This window comes from Tsukamurella sp. PLM1 (assembly GCF_023168325.1).
Classification (GTDB): Bacteria; Actinomycetota; Actinomycetes; order Mycobacteriales; family Mycobacteriaceae; genus Tsukamurella.
Genome location: NZ_AP025688.1, coordinates 1,540,644 through 1,563,223, shown reverse-complemented (window position 1 = coordinate 1,563,223; position 22,580 = coordinate 1,540,644). Strand labels below are relative to the sequence as shown.

The following is a 22,580-nucleotide window of genomic DNA, read 5'->3' as shown; positions in this document are numbered from 1 at the left end:
CTCGCATGGATTTCGCGGTGTGTAGTCTCGCGGAATCGGTGTCGAAGGCGGACGCAGCGGCGACGAGGGAGTTCTACGCGGCGAGGCCCGTGGTCTCGGCGATGACGAGCCACGCCGAGGTGGTGCGCGCACGAGCGTCGCGCGACGGACGCATCATCGGGTCCAGTCGAGCGGAGGCGGCGCAGCTGGACGTGGGTGGGCGCACCGTCGCGGTCCGGATCATCGAGCCACGACACCGTCCGATCACCGGTGTCCTCCTGCACCTTCCGGGTGGCGGCTTCTACCTGAGCTCTGCCGTGGCCGACGACGAGAGGAACGTGCGCCGCGCCGACGCCACGGGGCTCGTCGTGATCAGCGTCGACTACCGCCTCGCCCCCGAGCATCCGTGGCCGGCCGCCCCGGACGACTGTGCCGCGGCCGCCGAGTGGTTGATCACGCACTCGCGCATCCGATTCGGCACGGACCGACTCCTCCTCAGCGGCTTCTCCGCGGGCGCGACCCTGGCCGCGGCTACCCTGTTGCGGCTCCGGGACGACGGCACCGTCCGCGCGTTCCACGGCGCGGTCCTGGAAGCCGGCACCTACGACCTGACCGCCCACTGCCCCTCCGGAGCGGTCGTCGTCGACGACTACTTCGTCGAGGCGTACGCCGGCCACGTCGAGGACCGCGCCGCCCCCGACGTCTCGCCCGCATACGGGGACCTGCGCGGCCTGCCGCCCACCTTGATGGTCGTCGGCGCTGACGACGTCGTGCTGCCGGACAACCTGCTGATGGCCGCGCGCCTGTCAGCCGCCGGCAACGACATCGCGCTGCGGATCTATCCGGACGTACCGCACGGATTCTCGAATCATCCGACGCCCGTGGGCCGCACCGCTGCTCTCGCCATCGACACATGGCTCCGCAACACCGGAACCGCCCGGTGACCCCAGCGATTCAGATGCGGTTCCGGCGGCCGTTCACCGGCGTGTCGCCCGCCGGAACCGAATCCAACAGCGCGGTCAGCCCGACAGCGCGGTCAGCGGCGCGGGTGAGCCCGGAAGCGCCGGCGGAAGTCTCGTCATCGCGCGTTCTGGCTCAACGAATCGAGAGGAAGGCGAGGAGCCATGGATATCACTGAACTGGTTGACCGAATTTCCGGCAACCTCAGCGAGCGCGTTGCAACCAGCGTGGAGACCGCTCATCCTGGTTCGTACGCAAACCAATGGTGGCGTGCTCTGGGAAGCGACGCTCGAGTCAATGCGCACATCGTTGCCGACCATCTGGACCTGGTTCTGCCCGATGATCTTCGCGACTTCCGACGGGTCGTGCGATCACATTCTGCAGTGGCGCCGGTCAATGTGATTCAGGAGAACGGGCAGCCATCCTCAGCACTACTCTACTGCATACCTGAAGACGGTCATGACCTCGACGACGTGGAGTACTGCCACTACTTGCTCGGGCTTGATCCAGTTACACCCGAGACAACAGAAGCTTCGCGCTTATACGGTTCACTGAGCGGATCATTCCAGAGATTCTACTCTCTGATTCACAATGGGTTCGCCGTTGATATTGAGCACGACGTAGGCGGGATTCCCACCCTCGAAAACATTGCCACCTGGAGAGATCGCACCGGTGACAGCTCACCCGACGATATTCGTCAGAGCCTATTAGGGGACGAACCTTACGCTCCCGACCCCAATCAGATGGTGATCGTATTCGACGGGGGCGGCGACCTGGTATTCACCGTCTTGGACCATTCGAATGATAACTGGCAATACGCAGGAGGGTCCTTCTTCTACTATTCCGAGATCTCAAGGTCCGGCCGCAGGATCACGCCACTGGTCCTCATCGAAATGCTGATCCTCGACAGCTATCTCGACTACGCCATGCCGATGCCGTTCGAGTAGCCGACACCGCAGCAAGACGCCGAGTCGATCCACCTGCGCCTGATGGTCATCACCGAGCACACACTCGTCTCCCACAACACCGTTCAATCGGCTCGTGCCGGGACCGATTCCCTCCCCGGGGAATCAGATGCGGTTCCGGCGGCCGTTCACCGGCGTGTCGCCCCGGAACCGTATCCCACAGCGCAGTCAGCCCGACGGCGCGGTCAGCGGCGCGGCTGGGGCTGGCACTTCGGGCAGAAGTGCGAGCCGCGGTTCATGAACGACTCCCGCCGCATGATGGTGCCGCAACGGCGGCAGGGGTCACCGTCGCGCCCGTAGGCGTCGAGGGACCGCGAGAAGTACCCCGACTGGCCGTTGACGTTCACATACAGCGAGTCGAAGCTGGTGCCGCCCTGATCGAGCGCCTGCCGCATGACGTCGGTGGCGTCGTCGATGAGCCGGCCCAGCGCGGGCTTGGTCAGCGCGGAGGCGCGCCGGCGTCCGTGCACCTGCGAGCGCCATAGGGCCTCGTCTGCGTAGATGTTGCCCACGCCGGAGATCACGGTCTGGTCCAGCAGTACGCGCTTGATCTCGGTGTCCTTGGCCTTCATCCGCCGGACCACGGCGTCGCGGTCGAACAGCGGATCCAGCGGATCACGGGCGATGTGCGCCACCGATTCCGGTACGAGCGTCCCGGAAACCTCCACGAGCGGGTCCACGGCCCAGCTGCCGAAGGTGCGCTGATCGACGAAGCGGAGCACGGCACCGTCGGACAGTGCGGCCCGGATGCGCAGGTGCGATTCGTTCCCCGAACCGTCCACGAGCATCTGCCCGCTCATGCCCAGGTGCACCACGATCGCGGCATCGGCGGGGCGCCGCCGCGTGCCAGCGGCAGCCACAGGAACTTCCCGCGCCGCTGCGCGGATTCGACGGTGGCGCCGGTGATCTGGCCGATGAGATCGGCCTCGCCCGCGGCATGCCGGCGCGCGGCACGCGGGTGCAGCACCTCGACGGTGACGACGGATCGGCCGACCAGGTGGTCGACGAGCCCGCGTCGCACCACCTCGACCTCGGGCAGCTCGGGCATCAGGCCGGCTCGGCGTCCGGCGCGTCCACGACACCGGTCCCCACCCCGGCCTCGGCGCCGGAGTCCGCGGTCCCGGAATCGGAGGCCTCGTCGGAGTCCAGCGACTTCCACGCGGCCGCAGCGGCCTTCTGCTCGGCCTCCTTCTTGGTGCGGCCCACGCCCTCGCCGAGGTCGCTCTCGTCCACCACGACGACGGCGGTGAACTCCTTGTCGTGGTCGGGCCCCGTCGACGAGATGCGGTAGGCCGGCGCACCCAGGTCACGCTCGGCGGCGAGTTCCTGCAGGGAGGTCTTCCAGTCCAGCCCGGCGCCCATCGACGACGACGCGGTCAGCAGCGGCTCGAACAGCCGCAGCACCACCTCGCGGGCGGTGTCGATCCCGTGCTCGATGTGCACGGCGCCCAGCAGCGCCTCGGTGCCGTCGGCCAGGATCGAGTCCTTGTCCCGGCCACCGGTGAGCTCCTCGCCGCGGCCCAGGTACAGGTGCGCGCCGAGGCCGCCCTCCCCCAGCCCGCGGGCCACCCGCGCGAGGGCGTGCATGTTCACCACGCTGGCGCGGATCTTCGCGAGTTCGCCCTCGGGCTTGTCCGGGTGCGTGGTGTACAGCCATTCGGTGACGGAGATGCTGAGCACGCTGTCGCCCAGGAACTCCAGCCGTTCGTTCGTGGGCAGCCCGCCCGCCTCGTAGGCGTACGAGCGGTGGGTCAACGCCAGGGTGAGCAGCTCGTCGTCGAGCTCGACGCCCAGCGCTTCCAGCAGCGGGGCACGATCCGAAGCCGGAGGCACCGGGAGACGCTTGCTCACTTGCCGTCGGCCTCGCCCTCGGAGGCGAACTTGGCGAGCCCGGCCCACCGGGGATCGATCTGCTCGTGCGCGTGCCCGGGCTCGAGATCGGCGAGCTTCTCGCCGCAGCCCTGGCACAGGCCCGGGCAGTCGTCCGAGCACGTGGGATCGAGCGGGAGCTCCATGCCGACGGCGTCGATGATCGCCTGCTCGAGATCGATCAGATCGTCCTCGATGCGGTACACGTCATCGTCGTCCGACGTCTTGTCGGTCTCGCTGTCCGGGTACGCGTACAGCTCGGTGAGGAACAGGTTCAGCGCACCCGACACGTCGCCGAGGCAACGCGCGCACTGCCCGCTGGTATCGGCGCTGACGGTGCCGGTCACGAGGACACCCTCGGACACGGCTTGGACCTGCAGGTCGAGGTCGATCTCCTCACCGGCGTCGATGCCGACGAGATCGACCCCGATCCGCTCGGGAGCGGCAACGGTGCGGTGCACCTGCGCAGAGGTGCCCGGCCGGCGTCCGAAGGCGCGCACGTCGAGGACGTACGGCTTACCGGCCGGCTGGCGCACGGCCGCACTGGTTTCGTTCACAATTGACCTCGGTATGTCTCGGGTTGGTTCGGCTGGTCGAGCCAAACACCCCATTGTACGTCACCGGGCGGGTGGGGCGCTCTCAGCGGGCGTCGACACGGGATTCCGCGAACTCCTCGAGGTAGCCGTCCGCGGCCCCGTGGTCGCTGTAGTCGTGCACACCGGAGGCGGTGCGCAACTGCTGGCGGCCGCGGTTCACCGACCGCATGGTGGCGCCCAGCACCTCCTCGAACTGCGAGAGCTTGGTGTCGACGTACACGTCGCACTCCCCGCGCAGGCGGTCCGACTCGGCGTGCGCCGCGTCGATGATCCGGTCCGACTCGGCCTTCGCGGCGGCCACGACCTCGGTCTCGGAGACGAGGCGCTCCTGCTCGGTGATGCCCTCGGCCACCGAACGCTGGTACGCGGCGTTGCCATCGGCCACCAGACGCTCGGCCTCCGACCGGGCCCGGCCCGTGACGGCCTCGTACTCGCGCTGCGCGCCGCGGCGGATGCGCTCGTCCTCGGCGCGGGCCTCGGCGACGAGGCCGGTCGCGTGCTGGTGAGCCTCGGCCACCATGCGGTCTGCCTGGGCCTTCGCGTCCGCGAGCAGACGGTCGGCCTCGGCGCGCGAGCGACTTAGCGTCGCGTCGGCCTCGGAGTTGGCCTGGGAGACGGTGGTGTCGTAGTGGCTGCGCGCCTCGCCGATCAGCCGGTCCTTCTGATCGAGCACGTCCTGCGCGTCGTCCAGGTCGGCGGGGAACGCGTCGCGGATGTCGTCGAGGAGCTCGAGCACGTCACCGCGGGGCACGAGGCATCCGGCGGTCATGGGGACGCTGCGCGCCTCCTCCAGGATGGCGCCCAGCTCGTCCAGGGCTTCGAATACGCGGTACATGCTCCCATTGTGACGCGTGGGCCCCTGCGATGCCGGTATCCGCCCCGGCCGCGTGTCGAGCTCGGGCGCGTGTCGAGCCCGGGCGCGTGTCGAGCCCGGGCGCGTGTCGAGCCCGGGCGCGTGTCGAGCGGGCTACGCCAGCTTGGCGCTCAGCGCGGCCTGCACGTTGGGCGGGAGCAGGGCCGACACGTCACCGCCCAGCTTCGCGACCTCCTTGACCAGCGAACTCGACACGTACGAGTACTGGGGCGCCGTGGTCAGGAACGCCGTCTCGACCCCGGTGAGGTGCATGTTCATCCCGGCCATCGGCAGCTCGTAATCGAAGTCCGTCGAGTTGCGCAGGCCCTTGAGGATGCACGCGACTCCCTGCTCCTTCGCGTACTCCACGAGCAGGCCCGTCCACCGGTCGACGGTGACGCCGGGCAGGTCCGCGACGTTCTCCTCGATCAGCGCGATCCGCTCGTCGATCGAGAACATGCCCTGCTTGTTGGGGTTGACCACCACGGTGATCACCAGCTCGTCGAAGATCTTCGCGGCGCGCCGGAAGATGTCCAGGTGGCCGTTGGTCATCGGGTCGAACGACCCGGGCAGCACGCCTTGCTCATGACGCCCGATCCTGCCAGACGGCCACCTCGATGCGGGTCTCCCCGTAATCCCGCGCGAGTTCCAACTCGAGGCCTTCGGGCCACGTGACCGCAGGGGTGCGCGCGGACCGCTCCACCACGACGAACGCGTCGGGTGCGAGCCACCCACCGGTCAGGGCGGCGAGTTCGCCGTCGACCACGTCGGCGGGAACGTCGTACGGCGGGTCCAGGAAGACCAGGTCGAAGGGCCGGGCCGGGAGCTCCAGGAACGCCCTGGCGGTCCGACGGTGCGCCTCGGCCCCGTCGAGGCCCACGGCCCGCGCGTTGCGGCCGAGCACGGCCACGGCCTTGGGATCGGAGTCCACGAGAACGGCGCTCCCCGCGCCCCGCGAGAGCGCCTCCAGGCCCAGCGCCCCCGAGCCCGCGTACAGATCGAGCACGGCGGCACCGTCGAAGTCGAGGCGGGAGGCCAGCGCGCTGAACACCGCCTCCCGCACACGATCCGACGTGGGCCGAGTGCCGCGGGGCGGCACCGCGAGCCTGCGCCCGCGTGCCGCCCCGGCGATGATCCTGGTCATCGCACCACTGTAAACGCGCCGTCAGCTGGCCTTGGCGAGCCGCGCCTCCTCGATCTGCGCCAGCCGGGTGGCGTCGGTGTCCGGGCCCGGGATCTCGGTGCCGCGGATCGAGCAGCCCTTCGTCTCCTGCAGGAACGGAAGCGCGATCAGGCCGATCACGCAGGCGCCCATCATGTACCACGCGGGGAACACGCTGGAACCCGTGGATTCGATCATGGCCTCATTGACGTACGGGGCGGTGCCACCGAAGGCCGCCGTGGCCACGTTGTAGGAGATGGCGAACCCGGCGAACCGCACCGGAGTGGGGAACATGGCGGGGAACGTCGCCGTAATGGTGGCCAGCTGCGGGATGTACAGCACGCCCAGCACGACGAGTGCCAGCATCGCCAGGGCGGTTCCCTGCTCCATGAGCTGGAACAGCGGCCAGGCGAGAACCAGCAGACCGATCAGCGAGATCCACCACATCGGTTTGCGCCCCGTGCGGTCGGACAGGGCGCCGAAGAACGGAATCAGCGCGGCCATGATCACCTGGGCGACCAGCAGTACCTTGGACCCGGTTTCGGGATCCATGCCGATGGCCCCGTGCAGGTAGGTGGGCATGTACGCGATCAGCGTGTAGTTCGAGACGTTGAGCGCGATCACGAGACCGAAGAGGATGAGGATCGGGCGCCACTGCTGAGTGAGCAGCTGCTTGAGCCCGCCGACCGCCGAATCCTGGTTCTCGTGCTGGTCCTGGATCTCGACGAACACCGGGCTGTCGTGGATCTGGTTACGCAGGTACCAACCGATGAAGCCCATCGGCAGCGCCATCAGGAACGGGATGCGCCAGCCGTAGTCCTGCATCTGCTCCTCGGAGAGGATGACCTGCAGGAGCAGGACGATCGCAGTGCCTCCCGCGAAGCCGCACATGGTGCCGAACTCGAGGAAGCTGCCGTACTTGCCGCGCTGGCGATCCGGTGAGTACTCGGCCATGAAGGTCGCGGCGCCACCGTACTCGCCGCCCGTCGAGAAGCCCTGCACCATGCGGAGAACGATCAGGAGGGCGGCACCGAGCCACCCCGCGACGGCGTAGGTCGGAAGGAACGCGATCAACGTGGTCGACCCGGCCATCAGCAGGATCGTGGTGGCGAGCACGGCCTTTCTGCCGATCTTGTCGCCGAGCGGCCCCCAGACGAATCCACCGAGTGGCCGCAGGACGAACGAGATCGCGAACCCGAGCAACGTACCGATCGTGCCGTTCTCGGGGAACAGGGCGTTCGCGATGTAGACGGCCGTCGAGGCGTAGACGCCGTAGTCGAACCATTCGGTGAAATTGCCCATCGCAGACGCACCGATGGCTTTGTGCAGCGACTTCTTTCGCTGCGACTCCGTCTCCTGGAGTCCCGCGAACGAGAGCGGCGAACTTCCGGGTGTTGTTGAGTTATCAGGCATGCAGATCAGCCCCTGGCGTTGGTCACCGTGCGGACCGGGCTTGCCTGTGGCTAGACACTGCTGGGCCCACCGGACGTGTGATTACCGCGCGTTCGACGTTAACACCAATCAACGACCGTTTCCCCGCCGGACGGTTCACCTGGTGGACACCCCACGGCGTCGCCGCTGGTAACCCTGCGTTCCCCCGTCGGGAACCCGATTGGGGCAACGTCATCGCAATGCCCCTCAGTCGAACCCCGCTGTCCCGCCGTTCCGTTCTCCAGGCCGGTTCCGCCGCCGCGCTGCTCATCCCCGCCGGCTCGTTGCTCTCCGCCTGCGGCTCCTCGTCCGACGGTGCCGCCGCCTCCTCCTCGCCCGGCGTCGTCCGCGGCCGCCCCACCCTCACGCACGGCATCGCATCGGGCGATCCGCGCGCCGACGGTGCCCTCATCTGGGCCCGGTCCGACGCCCCCGCGAGGATGATCGTCGAGACCGCGTCGTCCGAGGCCTTCGCGAACCCGCGCCGCTTCGAGGGCCGCGGCTCGATCCCTCGTCCGACGGTGCCGGACGGTTCCGCATCACCGGCCTCGAACCCGGCCAGACGGTGCACTACCGCGTCACGCTCGAGGGCGAGAGCGGCGCGACGTCCGAGCCGCTCACCGGGACGTTCCGGACAGCACCGTCGGCGCCCGGGAACGTGAGCTTCACCTGGTCCGGCGACGTGGTGGGCCAGGGCTGGGGCATCAACCGCGACGGCGGCATGGCGATCATGGGGGCCATCGCCGACGCGCGGCCCGACTTCTTCCTGCACTCGGGCGACGCGATCTACGCCGACAACCCGGTGCCGGAGACGCAGAAGCAGAACGACGGCGACACGTACCGCAACGTCACGGCCGAGGCCAAGAACCAGGTCGCGCAGACGCTCGACCAATTTCGCGGCAACTACGCCTACAACCTCACGGACGAGCACTACCGGCGGTTCGCCGCGAACGTGCCGCAGCTGATCCAATGGGACGACCACGAGGTGGTCAACAACTGGTTCCCCGGCGAGAGCCTCGCGGGGCAGAACCGCAAGGGCTACACCGAGACCGACGTGAACAAGCTGGCGGAATTCGCCTACCGGGCGTGGCGCGAGTGGCAGCCGGTGCAGCCGACCGAGGCGGCCGACGGTCGGCTGTACCGCAAGATCTCCTACGGCCCGCTGCTCGACGTGTTCGTGCTCGACATGCGCAGCTACAAGGACCCGAACCCGAACGCGTGGGCCGAGGAGAACGACGGCGGGATCCTCGGCGCGAAGCAGACGCAGTGGCTGATCGACGGGCTGAAGGCGTCGACGGCCGTGTGGAAGGTGGTGGCCAACGACCTGCCGCTGAGCATCGTCGTGCCCGATAAGGCGACCGACCCCAAGGACGGCGGACCGAAGTCGATGGAGGCGGTCGCGCAGGGCGACAACGGCGCGCCGCTGGGCCGCGAGATCGCCTTCTCGCGCATCCTGTCCCAGACCAAGGGCGTGCCGAACATCGTCTACCTCACGGCCGACGTGCACTACACCGCGGCGATCTCGTACCACCCGGACAAGGCAGGGTTCCAGGACTTCTCCCCGTTCTGGGAGTTCGTGTCCGGCCCGCTCAACGCGGGCGCGTTCCCGCAGAGCCCGCTCGACGGCACGTTCGGCGCGCAGTACGAGTTCGTGCACGCCCCCGACGAGGCGAACGTCTCACCGGCGGAGGGCTTCCAGCACTTCGGCCAGGTGAGCATCGACGGCGGCAGCCGCACACTCACGGTGCACCTGCGCGACGCCAAGGGCGCCGCGCTCTACACCAAGGAGCTCACGCCGGCGTAGGAACGGCGCTGCTGTAGCGGAACCGCTGGGCGGGGTGATCGGCCGCGAGCCGGTCACCTCGCCCGAACAGCTTGTTGCGCAACGTGCCCGGCGCGTACTCGGTCGGGTACACGCCCCGGCGGCGCAGCTCGGGCACGATGAACTCGACGATGTCCTCGAACGTGCCCGGGGTGATCGCATATGCGAGGTTGAACCCGTCCACGTCCGTCTCATCGACCCACTCCTGCAACTCGTCGGCCACCCGGGCAGCGGATCCGACCAGCACGGGCCCCATCCCGCCGATCCGGCCCCACTTGCCGATGTCCTCGACCGTCCACTCCTTGCCCGACGGGTCCGCCTGCTGGAAGTTCGAGACCGCCGAGATGATGGCGTTCGACTGCACGTCGCCCACCGGATCGCTCGGGTCGTACGCGCCCAGGTCCACGCCCATCCATCCGGACATGAACACCAGCGAGCCCTCGACGCTGGCGTAGCGGTGGTACTCCTCGAGTTTCGCCTGCGCCTTCTCCTCGGTCTCGTCCGTGACGATGGTCAGCAGCGTGTAGACCTTGGCCGAGTACGGGTCCCGGCCGTTGGCCACCAGCCCCTCGCGCACCGTCCGGACCACGCCCTTGAGGATCGCCTTGGTCGGGGCAGCGACGAAGATCGCCTCGGCGTTGCCGGTCGCGAACCGCAGGCCGCGCGGCGACGCCCCGGCCTGGTAGATCACCGGGCTGCGCTGCGGCGACGGCTCGCCCACGTGGATGCCGGGTACGTCGAAGTACTTGCCGTGGTGGTTGATCGGGTGCACCTTCGACGGGTCCGTGAACACACCCGTCTCCCGGTCACGGATCACCGCGTCGTCCTCCCACGAGCCTTCCCACAGCTTGTAGAGCACCTCCAGGTACTCGTCGGCGTGGTCGTAGCGCTCGTCGTGCTGCAACTGATCGAGCTGGCCCATGTTCTTCGCCGCCGACGGCAGATAGCCCGTCACCACGTTCCAGCCGATCCGGCCGTTCGTGAGGTGGTCGAGCGTGGTGAGCCGGCGGGCGAACGGGAACGGGTGCTCGAAGCCGGTACCGGCGGTGATGCCGATGCCGAGGTGCTCGGTGGCGCCGGCGATCGCCGAGGCCAGCAGGATCGGGTCCGAGACCGGCACCTGCGCGGCGTGTTTGATCGCGGCGTCACCGTTGCCGTTGTACGCATCGTAGATCCCCAGCACGTCGGCGATGAAGATGCCGTCGAACGTGCCGCGCTCCAGCAGCTTCGCCAGCTCCGTCCAGTAACTCAGTTCCTTGTACCGGTGCGACTGGTCCTTCGGGTGCCGCCACAGGCCGGGCGACTGGTGGGCGACGCAGTTCATGTCGAAGGCGTTGAAGCGGATCTGGCGGGTCATGGGGCCCGACGGTAGGCCGTGGTCGGGCACGCGCCCACCCTTGCGCTCACCGTGACGCCAGCGCGCTCACGCCAGGTTGAGCTGCCAGGACACGCCGAACCGGTCGCCCACCCAGGCGAACGCGGTGGAGAAGCCGTAGGAGTCGAGCGGCATGTAGGTCTTCCCGTCCGCGCCGAGGACCTCGGTCAGGCGCTCGAGTTCGGCGCGGTCGTCGCATTCGACGAACAGCGAGGTGGACGGCGTGAAGTCGAACGCGTGCTGCACCGCACTATCGCTCACCAGCACCCGCTGGCCCTTGAGTTCGAGCTCCGCGAGCTGGATCCCCTGGGCCGGGTCGCCGTGCGGCACCGAGGAGACGACGGCACCGAGGAGACGACGGCACCGTCGAAGGTGCCGATGTAGAGCTCGATGGCCTGCGCGGCCACGCCACCCTGGCACATGAGGAACGGACGAATCGAAGTCATGCGCCGAGGCTACGGGGTGCTCCTTCACGATTTCGGGTTCTGCGGCACCGGATGCGTTCTGCGCACTTCCGGTGCCGCAGAACCCGGCATCGTGAACCACACCGGCCGGCGGATCGGGTTAGTGTTCGGCTATGACGTCGGTGGTCGTGGTGGGCAGCGTGAATCTGGATGCGATCACGGTGTGCGAGCGGTTCCCGCGGCCGGGCGAGACGGTGACCGGGGTGTCGGTGGCGTTCGGACAGGGCGGCAAGGGCGCGAACCAGGCTCGGGCGGCCGCTCGGGCGGGGGCCGCGACGGTGTTCGTCGGCGCGGTCGGCGACGACGATGCGGCGGACACCGTTCTGGGGTCGCTCGAGTCCGCGGGAGTGGACGTGTCCCGGGTCCGGCGCACCGGCGGCAGTACGGGTTTCGCGAACGTCACCGTGGACGCGTCCGGAGAGAACCACATCATCGTGGTGCCTGGCGCCAACGCCTCGGTCACGGCCGACGACGCGGCGCGCGCCGCCATCGCCGATGCCGACGTGCTGCTCCTACAGCTGGAGATCCCGCTCGACTCGGTGCTCGACGCCGCCCGCGCGGCGCGCGACGGGGAACCGTCGTGCTGCTCAATCCCTCCCCGGTGCAGAAGCTCCCGGGCGAGCTCATCGGGCTGCTCGACGGCGTGATCGTGAACCGGGACGAGGCGCGAGCGCTCGCGGACGCCCTGGCCCCGGTGCCGCACGTCGTCACCACCCTCGGGGCCGACGGTGCCCGCGCGTCCGGGCCGGACGGCGAGGTGTCGACGCCGGGCTTCGCCGTGGACGTCGTGGACACCACCGGCGCCGGCGACGCGTTCGCGGGTGCCTTCGCCGCGTCCTGGCACCTGCCGGCCGCCGAACGCCTGCGCCGCGCCGACGCCGCGGGCGCGCTCACCGCCACCGCGCCCGGCGCCGCGGCCGCTCCGACGGCCGCCGACGTCGACGCCTTCCTCGCCGCACAGGAGACCGCCCGATGACGATCACCCTCCACGACGTCCCCGGAGACGGCCCGTACGCCTTGACCACCGGCCCGGACGGCGCCCTGTGGTTCACGCTGGTCGGCAGCGGCGAGATCGGCCGGTACGACGTCGCCACCGGCGAAACGGTGCGGCATCCCGTGGGCACGGACACCGGGCCGACGATCATCACGGCGGGCCCCGACGGCGCGCTGTGGTTCACGGAGTACCGCGCCCATCGCCTCGGCCGGATCACCGTCGACGGAGATCTCGCGCACGTCGACCTCCCGCCCGGATGCGGCCCCTTCGGCCTCGCGGCCGGGTCCGACGGCGCGCTGTGGTTCACCGCGACGGCCACCGACCGGATCGGCCGGGTCACCATCGCGGGCGACGTCACGGAGTTCGACCTGCCGACCCCGGGCGCCTTCCTCCGCGATCGCCGCCGGACCGGACGACGCCCTGTGGTTCCCGCTCAACCAGGCCGACGCGATCGGCCGCATCGACGCCGCGGGGGCCGTCACCGTGTTCGGCCTGGACTCCCCCGGCTGCGCGCCGGTCGGCATCGCCGCGGGGCCGGACGGGGCCCTGTGGTTCGCCGAGATCGGCGCGGGACGGATCGGCCGGATCACGCCCGACGGGGACGTCACGCACCACCCGCTCCCCGATGCCGCCGCCCGCCCGCACGGCGTCTGCGCCGGCCCCGACGGCCGGGTGTGGTTCACCGAGTGGGCCGGCAACGCCCTCGGTTCGGTCGACGCCGAGGGCGAAATCCGCAGGTACGAGCTCCCCGAGGCGGCCTCGGAACCGCACGGGCTCGCCATCGGGCCCGACGGTGCCGTCTGGGCGGCCCTGGAGGCGGGGGCGCTCGCCCGAGTGACGCCCTAGCTACACGGATGTGATCCATCTCACATTGACCCGCCTCGCTGGGGATACTCGGGGGTTCCGATGCCCGATTCCGAACGCCGGGTGACTTACTCACACGCGGTTGTTAGCGTCGAACGCGATGAGCCCGTCTCACAAGAGCGATCCCACGGCCACCGCGCAAGCGGGGTCTCCACCCGACGTCCATCCCTCGAGGACGGTGTCAGGTTGTGGGAGATCGCACGCGACACCGAGGTTCTGGACCTCAACTCCACCTACGCGTACACGCTGCTGTGCCGCGACTTCGCCGACTCCTCCATCGTCGCCGAGCGCGACGGTGCGGTCGCCGGCTTCGTCACCGGCTATCGCCGCCCCGACCGCCCGGACACCCTGTTCGTGTGGCAGGTGGCGGTGGACGCCGCTCACCGCGGCCACGGCATCGCGGGGCTCATGCTCAACGATCTGTTGGATCATCTTGCGGTGGCGGGCGTGACACGCCTGGAGACCACGATCACCGCGTCCAACACGGCGTCCCAGGAGCTGTTCGGCTCCGTCGCACGGCGACGCCATTCCACCCTCACGGTGCACGACCTGTTCGCCCCGCACCACATCTCCCCCGAAGAATCCGACCCGCACGAGGCGGAACAGCTGTACGTCATCGACCCCGCTTGAGGACGTCATCCGCCCGCCCATGAGGAGGACCCATGTCCACCCTGACCGAGGAAAACACCAACACCGAGGATTTCGAGCAGCCCTCGATCTTCAGCACCCGCGAGTCGCAGGTGCGCAGCTACTCCCGTGGCTGGCCAGCGGTGTTCGACCGTGCCGAGGGATCGTGGCTGATCGACCGTGAGGGACGCCGCTACCTGGACTTCTTCGCCGGAGCCGGCGCGCTGAACTACGGCCACAACCATCCGAAGCTCAAGCAGGCCCTCGTCGACTACATCACCGAGGGACATATCACTCACTCGCTCGACATGTCGACCGTGGCCAAGGGCGAGTTCCTGCAGACCTTCGAGGACAAGGTGCTGCGCCCCCGCGGCCTCGACTACAAGGTCCAGTTCCCCGGCCCGACCGGTACCAACACCGTGGAGGCCGCGCTCAAACTGGCCCGCAAGGTGAAGGGCCGCGAGTCGATCATCAACTTCACCAACGCCTTCCACGGCATGACGCTGGGCGCGCTGTCGGTGACCGGCAACTCGATGAAGCGCGGCGGCGCCGGCATCCCGCTGGTGCACGCCACGCCGATGCCCTTCGACAACTACTTCGACGGCGTGGCGCCGGACTTCCAATGGTTCGAGGCCGTGCTCGCCGACTCCGGCTCGGGCCTGAACAAGCCGGCCGGCGTCATCGTCGAGACCGTCCAGGGTGAGGGCGGCGTGAACGTGGCGCGCCCCGAGTGGCTGCGCGCGCTGGCCGACCTGTGCGAGCGGCACGACATGCTGCTCATCGTGGACGACGTCCAGATGGGTTGTGGCCGTACGGGTCCGTTCTTCTCGTTCGAGGAGGCCGGGATCACCCCGGACATCGTGACGCTGTCGAAGTCGATCGGCGGCTACGGCCTGCCGATGGCACTCACTCTGATGAAGCCCGAGCTGGACGTGTGGGGCCCCGGCGAGCACAACGGCACGTTCCGCGGCAACAACCCCGCGTTCGTGACCGCCAAGCACGCGATCGACGAGTTCTGGTCGGACGACACGCTGGAGAAGGAGACGCTCCGCAAGGGCGCGCACATCGAGCAGCGCTTCGACCAGCTGTGCGCGGAGTTCCCCGAGCAGCTGAGCCACCGCGGCCGCGGTATGGTCCAGGGCCTCGTGTTCGCCGACGCCGACAAGGCCGGCGAGGTGCGCCGCCGCGTACGAGCAGGGCCTGCTCGCGGAGACCTCCGGCCCGTCCGACGAGGTGGTCAAGCTGCTCCCGCCGCTCACCATCAGCGATTCCGATCTCGATCTCGGCCTGGACATCCTGGCCACCGCCACCCGAAAGGTTCTCGCAGCATGATCGTCCGTACCACCGCCGAAATCACCGGCACCGACCGCGACGTCGCCGCCGGCCACTGGCGCAGCAAGCGCATCGTGCTCGGCGGTGACCGGGTCGGTTTCTCGTTCCACGAGACCACCATCGAGGCCGGGTCGGTGAACGAGTTCCACTACGCGAACCACGTCGAAGCCGTGTGGCTGGTGGAGGGCGAGGGCACGCTGCTCGACCGCGAGACGGGCATCGAGTACCCGCTCGCCCCCGGCACGATGTACCTCCTCGACGGCAACGAGCGGCACACGGTGACCACGAAGACGCAGATGCGCATGCTGTGCGTGTTCAACCCGCCCGTCGTCGGCACCGAGGTGCACGACGAGAACGGCGTCTACCCCCTGGTCGCCGTCGACTGATCATCGCCTCGAATTGAACACCGTTTCGGACAGAAGACCCAGGTCGGAATGTCGGAAACGGTGTTCAATTGCGTTAGAGGGTGAGGGCGAGGGCGCACACCGCGAGGACCACCAGGCCGGCGAGGGCGTCGATGCAGCCGGGGCCCGCGGCACGCACGACGAGGCGACCGGTGCCGCCGCGAGCGGCGATCGCCTCGCCCATCTCGGTCGCCCGGCGCAGCGCCACCACCATGGCGGCGACGCACAGGTCCACGAGCTCCGCACGCCGGGAACGTCTCACCGCCGATGGTGGCTGCAGCCGCCGCGCCGCGCCGAGGGTGCGGAACTCGTCCACCATGAGCGGCAGCGTGCGCAGCGACAGCGCGACTACTACCGCCCATTCGTCTACGGGCAGGCCCAGTTTCGCGAGCGGCCGACCGAGGCGGGCGAGCGCGGGCGCCACGTCGGCGGGATCGGTGGTCCAAGCGACCAGCGCGCCCGCCCCGAGCAGCACGAGCCCGAGCACAACGACCCGCGCCAGGTTCAGCAGCCCGCCCAAGCCGATCGACACCGAACCGAGAGTCAGGTCGGGTGCGCCGCCGCTCGCCACCATGAGGCACCCGCCGATCGCGAAGACCACGAGCACCCACCGGGGCACGCCGGGGACGCACGACGCGGGGATCCGCGCCGCCGCGGCCGCCACGACCAGCAGAACGGCGAACATCCCCACCACGGGCCACCCGGGATCCACCGTGAGCACGATCGAGATCGCCAGCACCGCCAACAGTTTGGTGCCGGCCCACAGGTCGTGCAGGTAGGAACGCCCCGGTACCGGGCGCAGCACGATCGCGCCGCGGCTCATGCGACCTCCTCCCGGTCCACGACCCCGCCGGACAGATGGACCGTGCGGTCGCAGAGCCGGTCCAGGTGGTCGACGTCGTGGGAGATGATCACGATCGTCTGCCCCGCGTCCCGCACGGCGACCAGCAGCTCGATCAGCTCCCGCTGCGACGGCAGATCCAGCCCGGCGAGCGGCTCGTCGAGGATCAGTACCCGCGGGTCGCGCGCGAGCAGGCCCGCTAGCGCGACCCGGCGGAGCTGACCTCCGCTGAGCCGGTCGACCAGCAACTCGCCGATCGCCGCAGGCAGGCCCACCGTCGCGAGTGCCGCGGCGACGGCGGCACCGTCGTCGGGCCGGTAGCCGGCGAGGGCGGCCAACGCCCCGCCGGCCGTGCCGCGGACCAGCTGCAGCCGCGCGGACTGCAAGGCGAGGGCGACGGCGCCGACCCGGGCCGCGGTCGGCGCACCGTCGACCTCGCACGAGCCGGACGTCGGCTCCACGAGCCCCGCCATCACCCACGCGAGCGTCGACTTGCCGGATCCGTTGCCCCCGCACAGCAGCACCGCCTCGCCCGCGCGGATGCACAGGTCCACCCCGCGCAGGGCGGGGCGCCGCCACGGTGTGCCGGCGTCGTACTCGAAGTGCACGTCGTCGAGGATGAGAACGGGGTCGCCGAGCTCGGGCCGGGCAGCGGTCCGCTGCGGCGGGTCCGGCCGGTCCGCCCGGGCCGCGGTCCCCAGGTCGACGGTGCGGTCTGCCCCGTCGGCCTCCTCCGGGTAGTGGGTGATGTTCACCAGCCCCAGGTCGTGGTCGCGACTCAGGCCCCGCAGCAGGCCGAGGAGTTCGGTACGGCCGTCCCGGTCCACCATCGTGGTCACCTCGTCGGCGACGACCAGGGCCGGCCGCCGCGCGAGGGCGGCGGCCACGGCCAGGCGCTGCGCCTCGCCGCCGGACAGGCCCGAGGTGTCCCGGTGCCCCATCCCGGCGAGGCCGACCTCCGCGAGCAGCCCGTCGACGTCGACCTCGACGTCGGGCGGCAACCCCCACACCACGTCGTCCGACACGCGGATACCGAGCACCTGGCTGTCGGCGTGCTGCAGCACCACCGCGGTGCCCCCGACCCGGCCCAGGCCCACCGGTCCGGGCCGGGTGACGGTGCCGCTCGTCGGCGTGTATCCCGCGAGCACGCGCATCAACGTGGACTTGCCGGTCCCGTTCGCGCCGGTGACCGCCAGGTGATCGCCGGGCGCAACCGTGAACGACACCCCCGTCACCGTGTCCCGCTCCGCCCCGGGGTAGCGATAGTGCACGTCGCGCAGGATCAGCGGAAGCGGCCGGGGCGCAGTGGAACCCGTCTCGACGGGAAGCAGGTCCTGCGGCGCCGCGCTGCTGGCCCGGACGCGGCGCAGCACCGGGGTCAGGATCCGCCACGCGAAGGAGCAACCGAACACCACGATCAGCCACACCGACACCCACACGAACACCGGCCATCGCTCGAGCCCGAACTCGGCGAGGCGGTGCAGCGCCGCCCCGGTACCCGCCCCGAAGGGCACGGACTCGAACAGCGCCCCGAGCCCGTGCACGTTGGCCGCGAACACGCCGAGCACGATCGTCCGCAGGTCGGCGAGGACGCCGAGGAACGCGAAGACCGCCGTCGCGACGACGACGCCCCACAACGCCGCCACTGCGAGCATGGTGCCCGCACCGCGGTTCCGGCGCCGCACCTGACCACAGATCACGCCCATGTACACGCAGGTCCACGCCGAGACGAGGCCACCGAATCCTGCAAGGAGGAAGGCGATCCCGCCGCACGCGACCGCCGTCGCGACGGCCACCCGGGCGCGGTGGTGGTAGGCGAGCACCCCCATCGGTACCGCGCCCGCCCAGGCGAAGACGACCGCTCCGGGTACCACCATCGAGAGCACCGCGATCACCGACATGAGCGCAGCCGTCACCGCGGCATGGGCGAATTCGACCGGCCGAAGCGGGCCCGACTGCATGTCCGACATCGAATCACCCTATCGGCCGGGCGATGGTCGGAGCGGCACCGACGGGCACCGTCGAACCGATGGCGCCGCGTGGTCGGATCCCCCAGACTGGAGCCATGACCTCGCTCGCCGATCTCGCCACCACTCTCAAGTCCCTGCACCGCAAGGGCGATCCCGTGGTTCTGCCGACCACGTGGGACGCCTGGTCCGCGACCACGGCCGTCGCCGCCGGGTTCGCCGCGCTCACCGTCGGCTCGCATCCGATGGCCGATTCCATCGGCAAGCCCGACGGTGAGGGCATGTCTTTCGACGAGGCGATGACCCGCGTCGCGCAGATCACCGCCGCCGCGGAAGTGCCGGTCTCGGTCGACATCGAGTCCGGCTACGGCCAGTCCGCCGAGCGGATCATCGAGGGCCTGCTCGGCGCCGGCGCCGTGGGCCTGAACGTCGAGGACACGGTGCACTCCGACGGCGGGCGGTTCCGCGACGCGCAGGAGCACGCCGACCTGGTGGCGGCCCTGCGCGCCGCAGCGGACGCGGCGGGCGTGCACGTGGTGATCAACGCCCGCACCGACATCTTCAAGAACCAGGTGGGCGAGGCGGAGGATCGGGTCGAGCGCGCGATCGCGAGGATGCAGCTGTGCGCCGACGCGGGCGCCGATTCGCTGTACCCGGTCGCGTTCCACGACGCGGCCACCCTGCGCCACCTCGCGGACGCGCTGCCGCTGCCCGTCAACGCCATCGCCAATCCGGCGACCGATGATCTGGCCGCCCTCGCCGCCGCCGGCGCCGGGCGGATCAGCTTCGGCCCGATCTGGCAGATGGCACTCACCGAGCGCTCGAACGAACTCCTCGCCCGCTGGCGCTAACCCCACCGTCGGGCTTCGACCACGCGAGGCGCCACAGGGAGCCCGTCCGTGTGACGACTGCCCCGCCGCTCGGGCCCGCACGGCTCGCCCTGCCGCTCCCGCTCACATAGGGCCGTTCGAGTTCGCCCACCCGCGCCGGCCGGCGGTCATCACCGAGGCCGGTTCACGCTCGTGCGATGCATCGATCAGGTTCGCAAATGCGCGGATCACACTTGACTTCTCGGTGTGACCACGCTTACATCTTTGGGGTCAGTATTTGAGCACTTAGATAGTTGCTCCCCGCTCCACCAGCCCCGAGGAGCCCTCACACGATGAGTACAATTGCAAATCCGGTTCGCGCTGAAGTGATCGGCGCCCGGATGGAACGACTGCCCCGCGGACGCTGGCACATCAAGGCCCGCGTTCTCGTGGGAGCCGTCACCTTCTTCGACGGTTTCGACCAGCTCATGATCGCCTACTCGATGCCCCAGCTGGCGGCGCAGTGGGACCTGGGCTCGGGAGCCATCGCGTGGCTGATCGCGATCGGCGGCATCGGCATGCTGTTCGGCGCGCTGCTGGGTGGCTGGTGCGCCGATCGGTTCGGCCGGCTCCCCGTGATCATCGGGTCGCTCGTGCTGTACTCCGCGCTCAGCATCGCGATGGCCATCACCGGAGACCTCGAGTGGTTCATGGTGTTCCGGTTCATCCAGGGCGTGGGACTCGGCGCCGAGGTCCCCGTCGCCGCGAGCTACATCGGCGAGATCACCCGGGCACACGGCCGCGGCCGGTTCGTCCTGCTGTACGAGACCATCTTCCCCGTCGGTCTGGTCGTGTCGGCCCTCGTCTCCTCGTTCGTCGTCCCGCGGTGGGGCTACGAGGTCCTGTTCGCGATGGGCGCGATCCCGCTGCTGCTCGTGCCCGCACTCCTGCGCCTGGAGGAGTCGCCGCGCTGGTTGGCCTCCCGCGGTCGCATCGACGACGCCGTGCGGAGCCTGGAGCGGATCGAGGCGAAGATCGCGGCGCAATTCGGCGAGCTCCCTGCGTACGACCCCGATCCGCCCGCCGAGTCGGTGGTGCGCAGCAGCTTCCTCGTGCTGTTCAGCCGGCGCTACCTCCACCGGACCCTCATGCTGTGCGCCGCATGGTCCACCGCGTACTTCGTCAATTACGGCATCGCGTCCTGGCTCCCCACCCTGTTCACCCGGGTGTACAAGGTCGACGAGGCCACGGCCCTGCACTACACCGTGATCACCTCCGTCGCGGGCCTGATCGGTTGCGTCACCGTCGCGCTGCTCGTGGACCGGCTCGGCCGCCGCGTGTGCATCGCCGGCGCACTCGCCCTCGCCGGGCTGTTCCTGTTCGCCCTCGCGCTCGTGGGCACAGGGAGTGCGGCGAGCGTGGTGATGTGGGTGGCCCCCGCGGCCCTGTTCATCTTCGCGGTCAACATGACCCTGTACGTCTGGACGGCGGAGCTCTTCCCGACGGCGGTCCGCGCACAGGGCAGCGCGGTCGGCGGTGCAGCCGCGCGGATCGGCATCGTCCTCGGGCCGATCGTGGTCGGCCAGATCCTCGAACTCAGCAACAACTCGCTGAGCCTGCTGTTCACCGTATTCGGTGCGGTCGCCCTGGTCGGATGCCTCATCGTCGCGGTGTTCGGCATCGAGACCAAGGAGCGCACCCTGGAGGAGATCAACCGATGACAATCACCACCGGACGCCCCGTCCGCGAGCACACCGCACCCCCGGCCTTCCAGCCGGTGCCCGACGAGATCCTCGTCGGTGGCCAGTGGGTCACCGGGCGCGGCGGCGGGTCCGAGATCATCAACCCCGCGACGGGCGCTGTGCTGCAGACCGTTTCGCACGCCACTGTCGACGACGTGGACGCGGCCGTGGCGGCCGGCCACCGCGCGGCGGAGGCACCGTCGTGGCGGATCTCCTCCCCCACCAGCGCGCGCGGGTCCTGACTCGGATCGCCGACGCGATCGAGGACAACGCTCCCCGGCTCGCCGCCCTGCAGACCGCGAACACCGGCAAGACCCTCACGGAGACCTCGGCGCTGGTGGCGAGCGCGGCGGGTACCTTCCGCTACTTCGCCGCAGCCCTGGAGACCTCGGACGCGGATCTCACCACCCCGCGCGGCGAGTACCTGACGATGAGCCTGTGGGAGCCGATCGGCGTGGTCGGCGCCATCACGCCGTGGAACTCGCCGATCGCCAGCGACGCTCAGAAGATCGCTCCCGCGCTCGCCGCCGGGAACGCCGTGGTGCTCAAGCCGGCGGCCTGGACTCCCTGGTCTCGCTGGCCCTCGCGCGCATCATCCACGAGAGCGGCCTGCCCGAGGGCCTGTTGTCGGTCCTCCCGGGTCGGGGCTCCGTGGTCGGCGACGCGATCGTGCGCCATCCGGGCGTCGGCAAGGTGACGTTCACGGGCGGCACCGGCACCGGGCGCAACCTCGCCCACGAGGCGGCGGAGAAGCTCATGCCGGTCTCCCTGGAACTCGGCGGCAAGTCCCCGACCGTCGTCCTCGACGACGCCGACCTCGACGTCGCCGTCAACGGCGTGCTGTACGGGATCTTCTCGTCGAGCGGGCAGAGCTGCATCGCCGGCTCCCGGCTGTTCGTCGCCGAGTCCCTGTACGACGAGTTCGTCGACCGGCTCGTTCGCCGCGCTCGCGCTCTCCGGGTGGGACCGGGAACCGATCCCCGCACCCAGGTGGGTCCGCTCGTGCATCCGCGGCACCGGGAGGACGTCGCGCGATACGTCGATCTCGCCCGCTCCGAGGGCGGCCGGATCCTGTGCGGCGGAGCCGTACCGGACGACCCGGCGCTCTCCGAGGGCGCGTACTACCTTCCGACCGTGATCGACGGGCTCGCCAACTCGGCCCGGGTGTGCCAGGAGGAGATCTTCGGCCCCGTGTTGATCGCCCTCCCGTTCACCGACGAGGAGGACCTGATCACGCAGGCGAACGACACCGTCTTCGGCCTGGCCGCCGGGGTGTGGACCTCGGACTACCGCCGCGCGTGGCGGCTCGCCCGCCGCCTGCAGGCCGGCACCGTCTGGGTCAACACCTACAAGCAGTTCAGCATCTCGACCCCGTTCGGCGGGGTCAAGGAGAGCGGGCTCGGCGTCGAGAAGGGGCGGGCGGGGATCGCCGCCTACTCGCGCCAGAAGTCGGTGTACCTGGGCCTGGGCACCGAGCCCAACCCCTGGGCCGACTGACCGCCCCCCGGCCCGTCCTCGCGAAGG

General features: G+C 69.9%; 18 protein-coding genes and 5 pseudogenes. 11 read left to right on the top strand and 12 right to left on the bottom strand.

The annotated features are described in order from the left end of the window. Positions 1-5 precede the first annotated feature (5 nt). A complete protein-coding gene (locus tag MTP03_RS08115; protein ID WP_248491521.1) occupies positions 6-923 on the top strand; it encodes an alpha/beta hydrolase in 918 nt (305 codons plus the stop codon). Between the two features lie 180 nt (positions 924-1,103). Beyond that, a complete protein-coding gene (locus MTP03_RS08110; RefSeq protein WP_248491520.1) occupies positions 1,104-1,886 on the top strand; it encodes a hypothetical protein in 783 nt (260 codons plus the stop codon). A 203-nt stretch (positions 1,887-2,089) separates the two neighbouring features. Here the strand turns inward: MTP03_RS08110 and mutM are convergent. The 7 genes and pseudogenes from mutM to MTP03_RS08075 all read right to left on the bottom strand — a co-directional run bounded on the left by mutM (position 2,090) and on the right by MTP03_RS08075 (position 7,797). Then, a pseudogene (gene mutM, locus MTP03_RS08105) lies at positions 2,090-2,952 on the bottom strand (bifunctional DNA-formamidopyrimidine glycosylase/DNA-(apurinic or apyrimidinic site) lyase). After that, positions 2,952-3,755 carry a ribonuclease III gene (gene rnc / locus MTP03_RS08100; protein WP_248491519.1) on the bottom strand — a complete coding sequence of 268 codons (804 nt, stop codon included), beginning with the start codon at positions 3,753-3,755 and terminating at the stop codon, positions 2,952-2,954. The pseudogene mutM and the gene rnc overlap by 1 nt, the downstream one beginning before the upstream one ends. Then, entirely contained in the window at positions 3,752-4,330 is a 579-nt protein-coding gene (locus MTP03_RS08095; RefSeq protein WP_248491518.1) for a DUF177 domain-containing protein, read from the bottom strand. The genes rnc and MTP03_RS08095 overlap by 4 nt, the downstream gene beginning before the upstream one ends. 82 nt (positions 4,331-4,412) lie before the next feature. Next, positions 4,413-5,204, bottom strand: coding sequence for a DivIVA domain-containing protein (locus MTP03_RS08090; protein WP_248491517.1), 792 nt, complete (start codon positions 5,202-5,204; stop codon positions 4,413-4,415). A 132-nt stretch (positions 5,205-5,336) separates the two neighbouring features. After that, positions 5,337-5,774, bottom strand: coding sequence for a pantetheine-phosphate adenylyltransferase (gene coaD, locus MTP03_RS08085; protein WP_248492088.1), 438 nt, complete (start codon positions 5,772-5,774; stop codon positions 5,337-5,339). 31 nt (positions 5,775-5,805) lie between these two features. Next, positions 5,806-6,366, bottom strand: a complete 561-nt coding sequence (gene rsmD, locus MTP03_RS08080) for a 16S rRNA (guanine(966)-N(2))-methyltransferase RsmD (RefSeq protein ID WP_248491516.1) — start codon at positions 6,364-6,366, stop codon at positions 5,806-5,808. A gap of 21 nt (positions 6,367-6,387) precedes the next feature. Next, positions 6,388-7,797 carry an MFS transporter gene (locus MTP03_RS08075; RefSeq protein WP_248491515.1) on the bottom strand — a complete coding sequence of 470 codons (1,410 nt, stop codon included), beginning with the start codon at positions 7,795-7,797 and terminating at the stop codon, positions 6,388-6,390. Between the two features lie 218 nt (positions 7,798-8,015). Here MTP03_RS08075 and MTP03_RS08070 point away from each other — a divergent pair. Beyond that, positions 8,016-9,619: pseudogene (locus MTP03_RS08070) on the top strand (alkaline phosphatase). Here MTP03_RS08070 and MTP03_RS08065 read toward each other — a convergent pair. From MTP03_RS08065 to MTP03_RS08055, 3 genes are all read right to left on the bottom strand, one after another. Continuing rightward, positions 9,606-10,994 carry an LLM class flavin-dependent oxidoreductase gene (locus MTP03_RS08065; protein WP_248491514.1) on the bottom strand — a complete coding sequence of 463 codons (1,389 nt, stop codon included), beginning with the start codon at positions 10,992-10,994 and terminating at the stop codon, positions 9,606-9,608. The pseudogene MTP03_RS08070 and the gene MTP03_RS08065 overlap by 14 nt on opposite strands. A 66-nt stretch (positions 10,995-11,060) precedes the next feature. After that, a complete protein-coding gene (locus MTP03_RS08060) occupies positions 11,061-11,273 on the bottom strand; it encodes a VOC family protein (RefSeq protein ID WP_248491513.1) in 213 nt (70 codons plus the stop codon). Further along, complete coding sequence (locus MTP03_RS08055; protein ID WP_248491512.1) at positions 11,270-11,458, bottom strand: hypothetical protein; 189 nt, start codon at positions 11,456-11,458, stop codon at positions 11,270-11,272. Before MTP03_RS08055 ends, MTP03_RS08060 begins: the two co-directional genes overlap by 4 nt. A gap of 131 nt (positions 11,459-11,589) precedes the next feature. Between MTP03_RS08055 and MTP03_RS08050 the strand changes: the two are divergent. The 5 genes and pseudogenes from MTP03_RS08050 to MTP03_RS08030 all read left to right on the top strand — a co-directional run bounded on the left by MTP03_RS08050 (position 11,590) and on the right by MTP03_RS08030 (position 15,679). After that, positions 11,590-12,452 (top strand): annotated as a pseudogene (locus tag MTP03_RS08050) (PfkB family carbohydrate kinase). Positions 12,453-12,953: 501 nt separating this feature from the next. After that, complete coding sequence (locus MTP03_RS08045) at positions 12,954-13,316, top strand: hypothetical protein (protein ID WP_248491511.1); 363 nt, start codon at positions 12,954-12,956, stop codon at positions 13,314-13,316. Between the two features lie 204 nt (positions 13,317-13,520). Then, entirely contained in the window at positions 13,521-13,964 is a 444-nt protein-coding gene (ectA, locus tag MTP03_RS08040; protein ID WP_248491510.1) for a diaminobutyrate acetyltransferase, read from the top strand. Positions 13,965-13,996: 32 nt separating this feature from the next. Further along, positions 13,997-15,293, top strand: a pseudogene (gene ectB, locus MTP03_RS08035) (diaminobutyrate--2-oxoglutarate transaminase). Further along, the gene (locus MTP03_RS08030) at positions 15,290-15,679 is read left to right on the top strand and encodes an ectoine synthase (RefSeq protein ID WP_248491509.1); all 390 of its coding nucleotides are present in this window, start codon (positions 15,290-15,292) and stop codon (positions 15,677-15,679) included. The pseudogene ectB and the gene MTP03_RS08030 overlap by 4 nt, the downstream one beginning before the upstream one ends. 73 nt (positions 15,680-15,752) lie before the next feature. On the opposite strand, the gene MTP03_RS08025 is transcribed toward MTP03_RS08030, so the two are convergent. Both MTP03_RS08025 and MTP03_RS08020 read right to left on the bottom strand, forming a co-directional pair. Further along, positions 15,753-16,520 carry an energy-coupling factor transporter transmembrane protein EcfT gene (locus MTP03_RS08025; RefSeq protein ID WP_248491508.1) on the bottom strand — a complete coding sequence of 256 codons (768 nt, stop codon included), beginning with the start codon at positions 16,518-16,520 and terminating at the stop codon, positions 15,753-15,755. Then, a complete protein-coding gene (locus MTP03_RS08020; protein WP_248492087.1) occupies positions 16,517-18,499 on the bottom strand; it encodes an ATP-binding cassette domain-containing protein in 1,983 nt (660 codons plus the stop codon). Before MTP03_RS08020 ends, MTP03_RS08025 begins: the two co-directional genes overlap by 4 nt. A gap of 104 nt (positions 18,500-18,603) precedes the next feature. On the opposite strand from MTP03_RS08020, the gene MTP03_RS08015 reads away from it, so the two are divergent. The 3 genes and pseudogenes from MTP03_RS08015 (at position 18,604) to MTP03_RS08005 (ending at position 22,553) form a co-directional block, all read left to right on the top strand. Further along, complete coding sequence (locus tag MTP03_RS08015) at positions 18,604-19,356, top strand: isocitrate lyase/phosphoenolpyruvate mutase family protein (RefSeq protein ID WP_248491507.1); 753 nt, start codon at positions 18,604-18,606, stop codon at positions 19,354-19,356. Positions 19,357-19,715: 359 nt separating this feature from the next. Beyond that, positions 19,716-21,035 (top strand): MFS transporter, encoded by a 1,320-nt coding sequence (locus MTP03_RS08010; protein ID WP_248491506.1) that lies wholly within the window; start codon positions 19,716-19,718, stop codon positions 21,033-21,035. Beyond that, positions 21,032-22,553: pseudogene (locus MTP03_RS08005) on the top strand (aldehyde dehydrogenase family protein). The gene MTP03_RS08010 and the pseudogene MTP03_RS08005 overlap by 4 nt, the downstream one beginning before the upstream one ends. Positions 22,554-22,580: the final 27 nt, after the last annotated feature.